Source organism: Paenibacillus sp. EB106-04-04-XG159 (genome assembly GCF_058791835.1).
The window spans coordinates 1-16,195 of the sequence record NZ_JBYTDY010000025.1 but is presented as its reverse complement, the minus strand read 5'-3'; the positions used below and the strand labels follow the sequence as shown (position 1 = coordinate 16,195).

Genomic DNA, 16,195 nt, shown 5'->3' with positions numbered 1-16,195 from the left:
AAAGTTAGGCCTTCTTCCGTGTCAAAGTAAGCTGGGAGACATAAGATGAAGTAGAGCCGGCGAAGGGCTCAGCACGCCATGGTCGGAGGCGCATCACGCCTTCGAGTGCGGATACAGTCGAACGCGGAGGGACCCCCTTCGCGTTTCCCTATTGTAGGACGAGAATGGCATACATATGAACTGTCTGTGAAGAAAACTTGCATTTTAAGAACAAATCGGTTTTACTTAGGTGTGAACATGGATATCTTGATAGAAGATATGCTGAAACGAACTTGAAGTTTGAACATTTGTGAGAGGATGGATGTGTAGATATGAGCACCCCATTGGACTTGAAACTAGATCCCGACAAAGTGCAGGAAATCCCGATGGTAGACCTGGCGTTTCTTATTCTTAAGACTGCGAACACGCCTTATTATTACCGCGATCTGATGGCTGAAGTAGCTAAGCTGCGCGGCTTGTCACAAGAACAAATTATGGATGTCATTGCTCAACTATATACGGAAATTAATATTGATGGACGTTTTGCGTGTGTAGGCGGCAACACATGGGGCTTGAAGCGCTGGTACCCAGTTGATCGTTCCGAAGAAGCAGCTATCGCTGGTAATTCCAAGCGTCCGCGCATCATCAACGATGAAGATGACGATATCGAAGATGACGATTATGCAGAGGATGATGATTCTTACTCTGGTGACGAGGATTTCGACTTCGTTGAAGAAGAAAGTGAAGACGAGATCTACTCTGAAGAAGAGACCGAGGAAGTTGAAGAAGAGGAAGAAGTTATTCTCGACGATGAAGAGTTGGACGAGGATGCTGAAGAAGAGGAAGAAGCCGAGGAAGAATATGACGATGAGGAAGACAAACTTGACCGCTAATCGTTTCATATGAATGCCTCTGTAGCTGCCGTCCGCGCTGTCGATTATTCATTAGTTGAGCGCAGGCGGCATTATGTTTTTTATGATGTTTATCACCCTTGACACGGGACGAGCGAACAGGTAAACTATCATATGGGCTTTGGATTTGGCAATTAATTTTATAGTGATGAATAGAAAGTGCCCCGTGACCACGGGAGTCACTTTTTTGTTTTTTTATGGCATGTTTGGCAGCTATTTTTCATGTTGAAATGGGATACGATAACATCATGAGATACATGAAACAAGCAATCGTTAGATGCTGCAAACAAAGCCTCCCGAGAACTTGTCATGATTGCACTTGATCATAGGAGGGTTTCACCAGTGACAAAATATATTTTCGTAACGGGCGGCGTCGTATCGTCTTTGGGTAAAGGTATAACGGCTGCATCTCTTGGCAGACTGCTGAAGAATCGCGGACTGAAGGTCACGATTCAAAAATTCGACCCGTACATTAACGTGGACCCAGGAACAATGAGCCCTTATCAGCACGGCGAAGTATTCGTGACGGATGATGGCGCGGAAACGGATCTCGACTTGGGACACTACGAGCGCTTCATTGACATTAATTTGTCCAAGAACAGTAATGTCACGACGGGTAAAGTTTACTCCTCTGTCATCTCTAAAGAGCGTCGGGGCGAGTACTTGGGCGGCACCGTTCAAGTTATTCCTCATATTACGAACGAGATCAAAGAACGCGTTATGCGCGCGGGCAGAGAATCTGGCTCGGACGTTGTAATTACGGAAATCGGCGGCACCGTAGGCGATATCGAGAGCTTGCCATTCCTAGAAGCGATTCGTCAGCTGAAGAGCGATGTGGGTCGTGATAACGTGATGTACATTCACGTTACGCTCATTCCTTACATCAAAGCAGCGGGTGAAGTGAAGACGAAGCCGACACAGCACAGCGTGAAGGAGCTTCGCAGCATCGGTATTCAACCGAATATGCTTGTCCTTCGTACAGAGCGTCCGATCTCGGAAGACTTGAAGCGCAAGATCTCGCAGTTCTGCGACATCGATGTGGATGCAGTAGTGGAATGCCGCGATGCTTCGACACTGTATGAAGTGCCGCTCATGCTTCATGAGCAAGGCATGGATGACATTGTCGTCAACCACCTGAAGCTGCAGACTTCCGATCCAGACATGGCAGATTGGATCAAGCTTGTTGACCGCGTGAAATCGCTGGAAGAGCAAGTTGAGATTGCAATCGTTGGTAAATACGTAGAGCTTCACGATGCGTACTTGTCGATCGTAGAAGCATTGTCGCATGCCGGCTTCGAATCGAATTCCGAAGTGAATATCCGTTGGGTGAACGCTGAAGAGATCACAGATGCTAATGTAGCAGAGGAGCTTGCAGGCGTACACGGTATTCTGGTACCTGGCGGCTTCGGCGACCGCGGTATCGAAGGTAAAGTAACAGCGATTCGTTATGCGCGTGAGTCGAAGATTCCGTTCTTCGGTATCTGCCTCGGCATGCAAGTTGCTGTGATTGAATATTCTCGTTCTATCTTAGGAATGGACGGCGCAAACAGCTCTGAGATTAATCCAACCACTCAATACCCAGTAATCGATCTGCTTCCTGAGCAGAAGGATATTGAAGATCTGGGCGGAACGATGCGTCTTGGACTGTACCCATGCAAGTTGAAAGATGGTTCCCTTGCAATGGAATGCTACAATGATGAGCTGGTGTACGAGCGTCACCGCCATCGTTATGAGTTTAACAACGAATATCGCGAAGCTATTGAAAATGCAGGTTTGATCATTTCCGGTACTTCACCGGATGGCCGTTTGGTTGAAATCGTGGAATGTCCTGAGCATCCTTGGTTCTTGGCAGTGCAATTCCATCCGGAGTTCATTTCCCGTCCAAACCGTCCACAGCCGTTGTTCCGTGAATTCGTCAAGGCCGCAGTGAAACACCGCGGATAATGATTAGAAGAATAAGAGTCGTCCTAAACTTAGGTTTGGGACGGCTCTTTGTGCATTTGGGCGTGTATCCAATGCTGATGTTCACTTATTTTTTTTCATTTAACTCACAAATGTTTAGTTGAAATGTAGAATGTAAGGAGGAATTTAACAATTGAACTCGAATAAGTACCCCAAGTGATATACAGCGGGAGGGGTGCCAAGTGAATAATAAGAAAGTATTAATTGTGGATGACCAGAACGGTATAAGGGTTCTTCTCATGGAGGTATTCGGCAGCGAGGGGTATATCACCTATCAGGCCCCTAATGGCAAGGTTGCATTAGACATCGTGCGTAATGAAACGCCTGATATCGTATTGTTGGATATGAAGATTCCAGGAATGGATGGCTTGGAAATACTGAAGCAGATTAAGCTGATGGAGCCGACCATGAATGTGGTCATGATGACGGCGTATGGCGAGCTGGACATGATTAAGGAAGCAACGGAGCTGGGGGCGCTTATGCATTTTACGAAGCCATTTGATATTGATGAGATGCGTATCGCTGTAAATGGGATCCTTCATGCACCTTCACATTAATCGGATATGCTGACTTCATATGTCTCTCTATGGGTTCTATTGTACTATTTGGCATGCTGCTAATTGTGACAGATTATTATACTGTACACATTCCAGTTGTCAAGAGGCTGTTTACTTTACCGGGGGCAATTGTGGTATAATAACTCGAGTACGAGATATTGGCTGCGAACAAGATTCGTTTGTTTAGCAGCAATGACCAAGCATATTAAGCGATTTTGTACACACATGTGTTAAAGCATATGGGAATAACATCGTTTATCGGTGTTCTTCCCATTTTTAGTGTTATAGCATGAATGTTGATTAAGCCAGTATTTGAAACCTGAAGCATAAGATGCTAAGATGCTCACAAGGATAATAAACATGGTATGAAATTAGGCTCTAGAATAGAGCTGTTTGCAGCAACAGCAAGCAAGCTTTCGTATGGTCATCCCGCAGTAGCAGATCCATCTTGCAACATGAACGGGCTTGATGCGGTATTGATTTCATACATGTTGTAGGGGGAACGGGACACACAATGGAAAAGTTAATGATTAGCGGAGGGCGGCCGCTGTGCGGTACCGTACAGATTAGCGGAGCGAAGAACAGCGCAGTTGCGTTATTGCCTGCTGCCATCTTAGCGGAAACGGAGGTTGTCCTAGACAACTTGCCGGAGATTAGTGATGTTGTAACCTATACCGAGATTATTACAGAGCTTGGCGGTATCGTAGAGTGCAGTGATTCCACTATGCGCATCGACCCGTCACAGATGATATCCATCCCGATGCATAACGGGCTCGTCAAGAAGCTTCGCGCATCGTACTATTTGATGGGAGCGCTGCTAGGGCGCTTTGGTGAAGCCATCATTGGCTTGCCGGGGGGCTGCAGCTTTGAGCCTCGTCCAATAGACCAACATATTAAAGGATTTGAAGCGCTGGGAGCAACCGTCACCAACGACCATGGGTCCGTGCACATTTATGCGCGTGAGTTGAAGGGAGCTAAGATATATTTAGATATTGCTAGCGTAGGCGCAACGATTAATATTATGCTGGCGGCTTCAAGAGCTAAAGGCTTGACAACAATAGAGAACGCAGCCAAAGAACCTGAGATCATAGATGTCGCTACATTGCTGAACTCGATGGGCGCACGTATTAAAGGTGCGGGAACCGAGACGATTCGTATCGAGGGTGTAGACAGGCTGCATGGCTGTCGACATTCCATCATTCCAGACCGCATTCAAGCGGGAACATACATGATTGCAGCCGCAGCGACACGCGGCGATATCATTATCGACAACATCATTCCGAAGCATATGGAGGCCTTGACAGCTAAGCTTCAAGAAATGGGTGTTGAATGTATCGAGGGTGATGAATCCATACGCGTAATTGGCAAGCCGGAATATACCCCTGTGGATGTTAAGGCGCTGGTGTACCCTGGATTCCCTACCGATCTTCAATCACCAATGGCTAGCTTGCTGACCCAAGCCAAGGGAACCAGCATGCTGTCGGACTTTATATATAGCGGCAGATTTAAGTATGTGCCAGAGTTGCATCGTATGGGTGCTAAGATTCGAGTGGAAGGGCGCTCGGCTATTATTGAGGGCAGTCAACTGAATGCCGCCAAAGTATGTGCCAGCGATCTTCGAGCTGGTGCGGCGCTTGTAATAGCAGGATTAATAGTTCCAAACGGCATTACCGAAATAACAGGTGTAGAGTATATTGACCGCGGCTATCATCGATTAGTAGAGAATCTTCAACATCTCGGTGCGGAAGTATGGCGCCACACTGAATAAGTCGTACCAACTTGGGTAAGTCTATAGTAATGACCTTCGAGTATTTATCATCTGTTACCAGTCCATTACTTGTCACCTTCATTGACAAATTCGAATCCTGATGCCTATCCCTTGTCTATCGGTTACACACCCAAACGATAATGTTTTAGTTAAGTTTAATAGATCATAAGAGAGTGCATGCATCATGTGCTCTCTTTACAGAAGTTTTTAGTGGATGAATCAATGGGCTTAATAAACACCTATACTCCGTATAGATTGCATAATATTTCACACCTAACAGCTGATTTACATCCTCATCGCAAGTACTTATATTGAAAATTTATCTCCCGCATACAGATCATGACCCTGATATGTCTGTTAGTATATGAGAATGAGAATAGGAGTTGTATTATATGGATCTGCAAATGTCCGATTTGGAAGGAAAGAAATTGGCTGAGTTATACAAGCTCGCGAAGCAGTTTCAGATTGCTGGCTATGGTCAGATGAAGAAGAGAGAATTGATTATTGCCATTTTGCGCGCGCAGGCGGAGCAAGGCGGATTCTTGTTCTTGGAAGGTATTCTTGATATTCTGCCAGAGGGCTTCGGTTTCTTGAGGCCGATAGGCTATTTGCCAAGCGCGGAAGATATCTATATCTCTCAATCACAGATTCGCAGGTTTGATCTGCGTACAGGAGATTTGGTATCCGGCAAGTGCCGTCCCCCTAAGGAAAATGAACGTTACTTCGGTTTGCTGCAAATTAACGCCGTCAACGGCGAAAATCCGGAAGAAGCGGCTCAGCGCCTTCATTTCCCAGCATTGACACCTCTCTATCCGCAGAAGAAGCTTGTTTTAGAGACATCCTCTGATAAGATTTCCACGCGAATTATGGATATGCTCGCGCCTGTTGGTCTAGGCCAGCGCGGTCTGATCGTTGCTCCTCCTAAAGCAGGTAAGACCATGCTTATTAAAGAGATCGCCAACAGCATCTCCACTAACCATCCAGATATTGAACTGTTCGTGCTGCTTATAGATGAGCGTCCGGAAGAAGTAACAGATATGCAGCGTTCGGTGAAGGGCGAGGTAGTCGCATCCACATTTGATGAGGTGCCGGAGAATCATATTAAAGTAACGGAATTGGTATTGGAACGCGCACTTCGTTTGGTTGAGCATAAGAAGGACGTAGTTATTCTCCTCGATAGTATTACTCGTTTGGCGCGTGCTTATAACCTGGTTGTACCTCCATCAGGGCGTACGCTCAGCGGTGGTATCGACCCGACAGCTTTCCATCGTCCGAAGCGTTTCTTCGGTTCTGCGCGTAACATTGAAGAAGGCGGTAGCTTGACCATCTTGGCAACAGCGCTTGTTGAAACGGGTTCCCGTATGGACGATATTATATACGAAGAATTCAAGAGTACAGGCAACATGGAACTCCATCTGGATCGCAAATTGTCTGAACGCCGCATCTTCCCTGCTATCGACATTCGTCGCTCTGGCACACGTCGTGAAGAGATGCTTCTGTCGAAGGAAGAGTTGGATAAATTGTGGGCAATTCGTAAAAATATGACGGAGAGCAATGAGATCGTAGATCAATTCATTAAGAAAATGCGTGACACGAAGACGAATGAAGAATTTTTCGCTGCGCTTGATTTGAGTGGAAATATTAGTGGGCCGCCAACTCGCCGCTCACGCAGTTCGTCCGTCAGCTAACGCATAAGCTACTGGGGAGGACATAAGTAATAATGAATGTAGTGTACGCGGATGCAGAAGGAAATATATTTGACCATGAATCAATGATAGGGCTGGCTCGAAGCGGTGACATGATTGTAGAGATTATGGACGATGAGCTCATTCCGATGCCTGAAGGCGCGACTCTAGTTGGATTGCCGTGTACGCGGCCAATAGGACTTGATCCGGATACGGGCGAGATGGCCGCCATTAAAGGTAATGTGCAGGCTGTTGGCGCACTGCTGCCGCAAGGATATACTCGATTGCATATCCCGGCTTATGTGAAGACAGATAAAGAGCAGAAGCTTCCGCTCTTTGGCTATTCAGCTGTAGTCTGGAAGGACGGTCAATTCTTTGTCGCGGCGCATCCGTCCGATGACCCGTATAAGTGGGATCCGCTCAACTGCGACCGTGACGAGCTGCGCAAACAGGTTGTTACTCTGAATGAGAAATATCCAGAGAACCGTCTGTACCAGCATTTATCTAACTGTGCATTGGAGTATGAGTGCCTGACGGCGTCGAATACATTCCTGCAGCGTTGGGAAGGCGCGGTGCCGGTATCTTATTCGTGTAACGCGGGCTGCTTCGGATGTATATCGGAACAGCCAGATGACAGCGGCTTTCCTGCTCCACAGACACGGATGAAGTTTAAGCCGACAGTTGATGAGCTTGTCCAGATTATGATGGAGCATCTGAAGACGCCGGAATCGATCATTAGCTTTGGGCAAGGCTGCGAAGGCGAGCCTTCCACACAAGCCAAGATCATTATCGAGGCGATTAAGGAAGTTCGCCGCCAGACGGATATGGGATACATCAACATCAACACGAATGCGGGACTTACCGATTTCATTCGTGGAATCGTTGATGCCGGTCTAGATCTGATGCGTGTTAGCACGATCAGTGCGCTAGACGATCACTATAACGCGTATTACCGCCCGCGCGGCTACACGCTTGCCAATGTGGAGAAGTCGCTGCGTTATGCTTCCGAGCAAGGGGTATACACCTCCATCAACTACTTGGTGTTCCCAGGTGTGTCGGACCGCGAGGAAGAGATTGAGGCGATGGTGGAGTTTGCGCGTCGAACGAAGCTGCGCTTGATTCAATTGCGGAATCTGAACATCGATCCGGAGAGCTATCTGGAGCTTATCCCTAAAGCTCAGGGTGAGATGCTGGGGATGAAGCAAATGATCGATATCTTCCGTGAGGAGCTGCCTGATGTGGTGATCGGCTCTTATACACATGTGCCGCCTGCTTTATTGGCGCGGGAGAAAGCTCGGTACTAGTCTAAGCGCTAAGGACTGCCGGATGACCACGTATTGTTTACTTGCGTGGACGAGCGCTGTGTGTTATAATGCACTTTGTGTCAACATAACTCTGGGCACGCAAAGGGCTCAGGGCGGAAAGAGGTGAATTCGATGAACGAAGCAATTCAACCGAAATATCATGCTACGACTGTTACTTGCGCTTGCGGCAACTCTTTCGAAACAGGTTCCGTTAAGGAAAACCTGAAAGTCGAGGTTTGCTCCGCTTGCCACCCATTCTTCACAGGTAAGCAAAAGTTCCTGGATGCTGGTGGTCGTGTCGATCGTTTCAAAAAGAAATACGGCATCTAATTTTATACGTTATGTTATACAGCGAGCTCCTCTGCCTTTATGGCGGGGGAGTTTATTTTTTTACATATATATTCATGACGGCGAGTGCAGACGCTTGTACTTTGTGACTGCGATAACGTGGAAATACCCTGTTACAGGTGCAATTCCCATGTAGATTGGCGTGATAACGGGGTTAAACCCTGTTAAATAAGCATGGTATCGAATGATTAGAGTCCAGTGGGTAAGATAACAGGGTTCTACCCCGTTACAGCATCTGAAAACCATGCTGATTACTGAGATAATAGGTTAATTCCGTCTTACATACATACGAAATCAAGCGGACTCCGACCCTTTAAAAAGGAAAATTAGATGCAGCTCGTCGAACATATGATTCTCCAGTAAACAGAGCACAAAATGTAAAAACAGACTCTGCCATATACGGTACGATCTACATGTGGAGTACGAGGGGGGGTGGAAATAATGTGGATTGAGCATAAGCAGTGGGTTAAGGCTGCTATTCGCTACATAGAACGGCATCTGAAAGAAGATATCGATTATGACGATATTGCTCGCCATACAGCTGTGTCACGCTTTCATCTGCATCGTATCTTCATGTCGCACGTTGGCATGAGCGCAGCGGCCTATTTAAGGGAGAGAAGGTTGACGGAAGCGGCGGTAGAACTGCTTCATACGGACAAGCGAATCTTGGATATAGCGCTGGAATACTGCTTTTCTGGCCAAGATTCGTTCACCAGAGCCTTTAGTCGCTTCTATTCTTTGACTCCACAGCAATATCGTAGAGGATTTAGACCATTTACACATAAGGAGGAAGATATGGATATGGAGTCGCCGCATATGGATGAAGAGCAAGCGTACGTGAATCATCGCAATGTTCCTAAAGGATGGATGCTGACAGGGGTATACCCGCATCAGTATGAGGTGGGTGTTGATCGTAAAGTTGTGAACCGAGGGACAGCTTCGGGGACGATCAAGGGTAATCCAGACGCGAATACCCAAGGCTTCGGCACATTGATGCAAATGGTCAAAGCGGATCATTATCGTGGAAAACGGGTGCGTTTGACAGGGTTCATCAAGACAGAGAAGGTGAATTCGGCGGGATTATGGATGCGGATCGACGGCAAGGATGAAGAAGCGTTGGCCTTCGATAATATGCAGAACAGAACGATCAAGGGAACAACAGATTGGATGTCGTATGATGTTGTGTTAGATGTTGCGGATAATGCTGGTGCTGTAGCGTTCGGGGTGCTGCTCATTGGTCCGGGTCAGGTGTGGATTGACGGAATACGCCTAGAAGAGGTCGATCGATCTGTACCGACTACAGATACGCTTGGTGAAGGTATACATGAACTCCCGGATCATCCGGTGAATCTGGAGTTTGAGGAACTGAACGAAGAGTAATAGCAGTCGTATGTGGTAATGGGGGGGACACATATATGATGGAGAGGATAATTGAGTATGGCTTCGGCTTCTTTATTGACATTGTTCGGGGGAACTATTCATTCCAGACTGTATTGGGAGTGATCATACTTGCCGTTGCGGCAGGATTGGCAGAAGTGTGGGTTTGCAAGCTTCGTCGTGTCTCATTAGGCTCATATAAATGGTTGAAAGTTGGATTGGAATCAGCGGCGGGTTCGTTTTTGAGCGTCGGATTGAGTGTGTTTGTGTTCAAGTCTTTAGGACGGGCAATTCCCAACGCAGGTTTTCCTGCTCCTGATCAGTCGGCATTGCTTGCGGGCTTGGGTATAGCGACCGTGGCTGTTGTTCTAGCTGGATGTATCCTTGTAGAGCTGGCAGTGGTAAAGCGTAAGTCGATCGAATTGAATGTATTCTGGTTGCTGCTTGGATTCAGCGGTACGGTAGCTAGCGCCTTCATATTACGATGGATCCTTGTGCTCCCTCAAGCTACTGATATCGTCTATATTAGTGCAGGAATATTAGCGACGTTAATTACAATTGGTCTCAGCTTGATCAGGCAGGGGGCTGTTAAGGAAAGCGATGGAGTTGCGGATTCTGCAGAAGCATCTATTTGAACATAGGTGCCCCAGATCATGCTTGCGCCGCACGATGAGAGTTGTAAATGTTTGACTTAGGTTGCACTTTGTCCAGAAATGTTCTATACTAATCCTTGCCGTGCTAGATGGGGAGGCAGCGGTGCCCTGTAACTCGCAATCCGCTATAGCGAGGTTGAATTCCTGTTAGAGGTTTTGTCGATGTGAGGTCTGGAGTCTGCACGTGGTGTTGACGGTCGGGTCCTTCGCAATGGGTACCTATGAATCTGGTCAGGTCCGGAAGGAAGCAGCCATAAGTAGGTTCACCCATGTGCCGAGGGGAAGCCTGGCCCGAGCCATTGTACAGAAGTGCCGCTCGGATCGCAATTATCAATAACAGGTGCACGGTTTCCATATGAACAAGCATGAACACCGATGAGAGTCGGTGTTTTTTTGTTTTTATCGAAAATTTACATATTTATACGGTTTTAAGAAAAAATGAGCAGGATTCTGGCCTCGTCACGGCGAAAGAAATAGCTCACCATCACGTTTCGCCTGTCATATTGACAATCTGAAGTTGAGGTGGATGTATGCTTATGGATAGACCAATCACTCATTCAGACGTTCGTGAAGACAGAAGCTGTCGGCAGTTGTCGTTGTTGCAGCAGTTCGCAGACGCCTTTTTACGGGATGTAAATCTGGGAGTTTTGGTATTGGATACTCAGTTTCATTTGGTTGAGATCAGCGACACAGCTTGTGAACTTCTTGGATGGCAGCGGAACGCAGTTATTGGCCGCCGAATGAATGAATTGTTTGGCGATATGCCTACTGAGCACCATCTTGTCCAACGTTCAGTGCTTGAAGGCGCAGTCGTAAGAAATCATGCGGTCTCATGGACGAATGATCAATATCGTTATGACTTGTTGGTGGACTCCAATGTGCTTCGCAACTCATCCGACGACATTGAAGGCGCTTATGTCATATTCAAAAATGTATCGAACCTTCGCTCATTAGAAGAGCAGGTGCGGCGCAGCGATCGATTGACTATGGTCGGACAGATTGCTGCAGGTACAGCACATGAGATTCGCAATCCGTTAACCTCGATAAAAGGATTTATTCAGATGTTCAAGAAGTCGTTTACTAATAAGGGCATGACGAAAGAGGTTGAGCATACCGAGATTATGCTGACTGAGATTGACCGTATCAACGAGCTGGTGGCTGAGTTTCTGCTTCTCAGCAAGCCGAAGCAAGTATGCATGGAGAGGCTGTATATCCAGCAGGTGTGGGAAGGAGTACTTCCGATCATTCAGGATGAGGCGTCTCTGAATCATGTTCAGGTTCAATATGACAGTGGAGATCTCAGTCATACAGTTGTAGCGGATCGCGAGCTGCTCAAGCAGGCATTTATCAATGTATCCAAAAATGCGATTGAAGCTATGGTAGAGGGCGGCACCTTATCAATAGAGGTAAGGGCAGATGAGTCAAGCAAGCGAATGCAGGTTGTGATTCGAGATACAGGTCCGGGAATACCAGGATTTCTGATGGACAAGATATTTGACCCGTTCTTTACGACTAAAGCGGATGGGACGGGGCTTGGATTGGCTGTATGCCAGCGTATTATCCATGATATTGGCGGTGTGATCAGAGTATCGTCCAAAGGCTATGGCACCATCTTTACGATATCAATCCCTTACTAGTTATTGTAAATTATAGTCATTCCCTGCATAATTGATATGGGGATTGGCTGTTTTTTTAATGAATGTGATATAGTATAATATAAAAGATTGCTTATCACTCTCGTTTATATGCAGTATGGATAGAGCGAGAAGATTGTTATCGAGGTTACAACATGGGTCATATTGCATTGTATCGCGCATGGCGCTCACAATCGTTTCAAGAGATGGTGGGTCAGAAGCACATTATTCAAACGTTGCAGAATTCGTTGCGGGAGCAGCGGTTTTCGCATGCATATTTGTTTAGCGGACCGCGGGGTACTGGTAAGACGAGTGCAGCTAAGATATTGGCGAAAGCGGTCAATTGTGAGCATGGACCAGGTCCTGAGCCTTGTAACGAATGTGAAGCTTGCCGCCGTATAACGGCAGGCGCTGTTATGGACGTGGTGGAGATTGACGCCGCTTCCAACCGAGGCGTTGAGGAAATTCGCGATCTTCGGGAAAAAGTAAAATATGCGCCAACCGAGGTGCGTTACAAGGTGTACATCATTGACGAGGTACACATGTTGACGACTGAGGCTTTCAATGCGCTGCTTAAGACGTTAGAGGAACCCCCGGCACACGTCATGTTTATATTGGCGACGACGGAACCTCATCGGCTTCCGGCGACTATCATTTCGCGCTGCCAACGCTTTGACTTCCGGCCTGTATCATTGGATGAACAGGTGGAGCGTCTTGAGCTGGTTTGCCGTGAAGAAGGCATTGAGGCTGAACGGGAAGGATTGACATACATCGCCAAGCTGTCTGATGGCGGTATGCGCGACGCGCTGAGCTTATTGGATCAGGCATCCTCCTTTACAGATGGACGCATCACGTATCAACAAGTATTGAACATTACGGGCGGAATGCCCGAAGAGCAGTTTGCCAAGCTGGCTGTGGCTGTTCGCGATCAGGACGCCGCAACAGTATTGACGGGTATAGAGCAATTGATGCAGGAAGGAAAGAGCGCGGATAAATGCATGGAAAGTTTGGTGTACTTTTTCCGCGACATTCTGATGCTGAAGCTCGTACCTAATGGTGAGAGCATGACTGGCCGGATGACTCGAATAGAGTTAGCCCGAGAATTGGCGGATTCATTCTCGACAGATCGATTGTTTGCGATTATTGATTCGCTCAATCGCTACCAGACCGAGATGAAGTATGCGGTTCAGCCGCAGACGCTATTCGAGGTGGCGCTGCTTCATATTGCGACAACGGAAGGCAATGCTCCGGCAAGCGCAGTTGCGCAAGCTCAATCTTCTCCAGCAGATCATGCATTGGTTCAGAAGCTTCAACAGCAGGTTAGCGCGTTGGAGACGAAGTTGAACCAACTGCTGAAGAATGGGGTGCCTGCCGACCAAGCTCAGCATCCTTCCGGGGCGGAACGTCCTGCTGCGCGGCAATTGCAGCGTGCGTCTTCAGGCGCGAAGAAGCCTCCGCAATTCGAGCAGTATGTGGAGAATCACAATTCTCCTAACTTTGCGAAGATACGCGGTCAGTGGGGTCAAGTGCTGCAGCGAGTGAAGGAAGCGGGCGTTACGATTCATGCTTGGCTTGTCAATGGTGAGCCGGTCTCTGCACTTGAAGGCAAGGTGCTGGTCGCATTTAAGAACACGATTCATCGTGACACGACGGAGAAGCCATCTAATAAGCAGGTTATTGAGCGTGTGCTTAGTGACGTGTTAGGTGCGGACTATCAGCTGGATACGATGATGTTGAAGGACTGGGAAGACTCGGTTGAATCAAAGACCGAAGAGCCGGAGACGGCTTTTCAGCTGGAGCCGGAAGGTCAGGACCAAGCTCGAGAACCTTGGATTGACGAGGCGATTCATATGTTTGGCGAAGACCTCGTTGTCATAAAAGAATAAACCCATAACTTTGGAGAATAAAGGAGATTTATTGTCATGAACAATATGAACCAGATGATGAAGCAAGTTAAGAAAATGCAAGAGCAAATGCTGAAAGCGCAAGAGCAGCTTGCAGACAAGAAGATCGTAGGCACTTCCGGCGGCGGCGCTGTAACTGTTGAAGTTAACGGCCACAAAAAATTACTTAGCATCGCTCTGAAACCAGAAGTAGTTGATCCAGAAGATATCGAAATGCTGCAAGACTTGGTTATTACTGCAGTTAACGATGCGTTGACGAAGGCAGAAGATCTTGCCAATGATGACATGTCCAAATTTACAGGTGGCATGAAGATCCCTGGATTGTTCTAATTCGAGAATTATTTATACGGATTAAGAAGAGATAGTGGTGCTGATCCTTATACTAAGGGTAGGGCACCACTATTTGTATGCCTGCCTATATAATTGGCAGTGACAGATGGTCAGGAAAGGGGGACGGGCCATTGTATTATCCCGAACCGATAGCTAAATTGATCGACGCCTTCACTCGTCTCCCGGGAATCGGGCCGAAGACGGCGGCGCGGCTTGCATTTCATGTCATTCGCATGCAAGAGGATGATGTGATCGACTTTGCCAAGGCGCTCGTCAATGTAAAGCGCAATCTGCATTATTGCTCGGTGTGCTGCAATATTACGGATACGGATCCATGCCGCATCTGCCAGGACAAATCAAGAGATGGATCGGTCATCTGCGTAGTGCAGGAAACGAAGGACCTTGTTGCCATGGAACGGACAAAGGAATTCGAAGGATACTATCATGTGCTGCAGGGGGCGATCTCCCCTATGGAGGGGGTCGGACCGGAAGATATTCGATTGGCGGAGCTGTTGAAGCGGCTAAGCGATGAACGTGTTAAGGAATTGATCCTTGCCACGAATCCGAATATTGAGGGGGAAGCGACTGCGATGTATATCTCGCGGTTGGTTCGTCCGTTTGGCATTAAGGTGACGCGTATAGCACATGGACTGCCGGTTGGCGGCGACTTGGAGTATGCGGATGAAGTGACCTTATCTAAGGCGTTGGAAGGCCGTAGAGAGCTGTGATTCGCGCAAAACGATAATAAAGCTGCAATAAGCAGGAGCCTTTGCTTCTCCGGCATAAGTCGGGGGTGCGGGGCTCTTTTTGTTTATTTGGCTGCCTAATTGAATATTGATGAGTCATAAATCTTAACGTTCTATATTGCTCGGGACAACCATAGTCTAATTTAGACAGGCTGGGGGGAGTGATAGATGATGTGGAGATGGATGAATCGCAAAAAGGAACATGATCTTCATGAGGAATTAGATAGAGAGTTTCTCTTGCACGACATACATGTTGCCTTCAGGAGATGGAGAACTGCACAGCTGCAGTTTGATTATGCCTCGGGTCAGGAGGAGATTGATTATGCAATCTTTATGCTTAAAGCAACGGAGGCTAGATTGTCCGTATTGCTTGGACAAGCGAAGAGAGTGGGATTAGTAGTGCATGATTATTCCTATCTAAACCAGCCAAGGAGAGGAAGTGGAACGTGATGAAGACGATCATGCTCATCGTATTTGTGGTATCGCTGCTCTCACTGTTGTTTCTGCTGTTTCGACGTCCTCGCGCGGCTCGTTTTGTCACAGGCTTTGTCGTACACGGTATAGTGGCGTTTGTGCTGTTATATATGGTGAATACGATGGGTTGGATCGGCGACGTGCATGTGCCGACTAACCCTGCGACTCTGGTTACTGTAGGTGTATTGGGTGTTCCGGGATTAGCGTCAATTATATTCCTTAAAATGGTTTGGTTTTAATGGTTGACGAAAGCTTGCATCGTATGATAAATTAATAAACGTCGCTTCGGACGAAACGATTTTAAAGAGACAAAATGATGTCGAAAGACATCGAAAAAACTTTAAAAAAGTTCTTGACTTCGAAAACGACGATGTGATATATTAATTAGGTCGCCGCTGAACAAGACGGCGAAATAAAGCTAAGATAACTTGAAGGTTATCGAGCTGAAATTGTTCTTTGAAAACTGAACAACGAGCGAATGTTAGAAAATAACGAGTTAAACTCGTCAGCAATACAAATGAGCAAGTCAAACACTTTTATGGAGAGTTTGATCCTGGCTCAGG

The 16,195-nt window shown here is 47.1% G+C and carries 15 protein-coding genes and 1 other RNA gene; all 16 read left to right on the top strand.

The features are described 5' to 3' along the window. Positions 1-311 precede the first annotated feature (311 nt). The 16 genes from rpoE (at position 312) to AC3WTP_RS21515 (ending at position 15,871) form a co-directional block, all read left to right on the top strand. Positions 312-872, top strand: coding sequence for a DNA-directed RNA polymerase subunit delta (gene rpoE / locus AC3WTP_RS21590; RefSeq protein ID WP_492396689.1), 561 nt, complete (start codon positions 312-314; stop codon positions 870-872). Positions 873-1,232: 360 nt separating this feature from the next. Beyond that, positions 1,233-2,834, top strand: a complete 1,602-nt coding sequence (pyrG, locus tag AC3WTP_RS21585; RefSeq protein WP_492396688.1) for a CTP synthase — start codon at positions 1,233-1,235, stop codon at positions 2,832-2,834. A gap of 200 nt (positions 2,835-3,034) precedes the next feature. Then, positions 3,035-3,409, top strand: a complete 375-nt coding sequence (locus AC3WTP_RS21580; RefSeq protein ID WP_492396687.1) for a response regulator — start codon at positions 3,035-3,037, stop codon at positions 3,407-3,409. Between the two features lie 514 nt (positions 3,410-3,923). Beyond that, a complete protein-coding gene (gene murA, locus AC3WTP_RS21575) occupies positions 3,924-5,177 on the top strand; it encodes a UDP-N-acetylglucosamine 1-carboxyvinyltransferase (protein WP_492396686.1) in 1,254 nt (417 codons plus the stop codon). A gap of 392 nt (positions 5,178-5,569) precedes the next feature. Further along, positions 5,570-6,865: a transcription termination factor Rho gene (gene rho, locus AC3WTP_RS21570; RefSeq protein WP_492396685.1), complete on the top strand. Its 1,296-nt coding sequence runs from the start codon at positions 5,570-5,572 to the stop codon at positions 6,863-6,865. A 32-nt stretch (positions 6,866-6,897) separates the two neighbouring features. After that, positions 6,898-8,166 (top strand): radical SAM family protein, encoded by a 1,269-nt coding sequence (locus AC3WTP_RS21565; RefSeq protein ID WP_492396684.1) that lies wholly within the window; start codon positions 6,898-6,900, stop codon positions 8,164-8,166. Between the two features lie 132 nt (positions 8,167-8,298). Next, complete coding sequence (gene rpmE / locus AC3WTP_RS21560) at positions 8,299-8,496, top strand: 50S ribosomal protein L31 (RefSeq protein WP_458570397.1); 198 nt, start codon at positions 8,299-8,301, stop codon at positions 8,494-8,496. Between the two features lie 459 nt (positions 8,497-8,955). After that, positions 8,956-9,894: a helix-turn-helix transcriptional regulator gene (locus AC3WTP_RS21555; RefSeq protein WP_492396683.1), complete on the top strand. Its 939-nt coding sequence runs from the start codon at positions 8,956-8,958 to the stop codon at positions 9,892-9,894. 35 nt (positions 9,895-9,929) lie between these two features. Continuing rightward, positions 9,930-10,526: a hypothetical protein gene (locus tag AC3WTP_RS21550; RefSeq protein WP_492396682.1), complete on the top strand. Its 597-nt coding sequence runs from the start codon at positions 9,930-9,932 to the stop codon at positions 10,524-10,526. Between the two features lie 98 nt (positions 10,527-10,624). Next, an RNA gene (ffs, locus tag AC3WTP_RS21545) (signal recognition particle sRNA large type) lies at positions 10,625-10,892 on the top strand. A gap of 188 nt (positions 10,893-11,080) precedes the next feature. Further along, positions 11,081-12,181 carry an ATP-binding protein gene (locus tag AC3WTP_RS21540; RefSeq protein ID WP_492396681.1) on the top strand — a complete coding sequence of 367 codons (1,101 nt, stop codon included), beginning with the start codon at positions 11,081-11,083 and terminating at the stop codon, positions 12,179-12,181. 152 nt (positions 12,182-12,333) lie between these two features. Further along, the gene (gene dnaX / locus AC3WTP_RS21535) at positions 12,334-14,064 is read left to right on the top strand and encodes a DNA polymerase III subunit gamma/tau (protein ID WP_492396680.1); all 1,731 of its coding nucleotides are present in this window, start codon (positions 12,334-12,336) and stop codon (positions 14,062-14,064) included. A 36-nt stretch (positions 14,065-14,100) separates the two neighbouring features. Further along, complete coding sequence (locus AC3WTP_RS21530) at positions 14,101-14,412, top strand: YbaB/EbfC family nucleoid-associated protein (protein ID WP_492396679.1); 312 nt, start codon at positions 14,101-14,103, stop codon at positions 14,410-14,412. A 131-nt stretch (positions 14,413-14,543) separates the two neighbouring features. Beyond that, on the top strand, positions 14,544-15,140 hold the full coding sequence (recR, locus tag AC3WTP_RS21525) for a recombination mediator RecR (RefSeq protein WP_492396678.1): 597 nt from the start codon (positions 14,544-14,546) through the stop codon (positions 15,138-15,140). Positions 15,141-15,326: 186 nt separating this feature from the next. Beyond that, positions 15,327-15,608: a DUF2508 domain-containing protein gene (locus tag AC3WTP_RS21520; protein ID WP_492396677.1), complete on the top strand. Its 282-nt coding sequence runs from the start codon at positions 15,327-15,329 to the stop codon at positions 15,606-15,608. Continuing rightward, positions 15,608-15,871, top strand: coding sequence for a pro-sigmaK processing inhibitor BofA family protein (locus AC3WTP_RS21515; RefSeq protein ID WP_492396713.1), 264 nt, complete (start codon positions 15,608-15,610; stop codon positions 15,869-15,871). Before AC3WTP_RS21520 ends, AC3WTP_RS21515 begins: the two co-directional genes overlap by 1 nt. Positions 15,872-16,195: the final 324 nt, after the last annotated feature.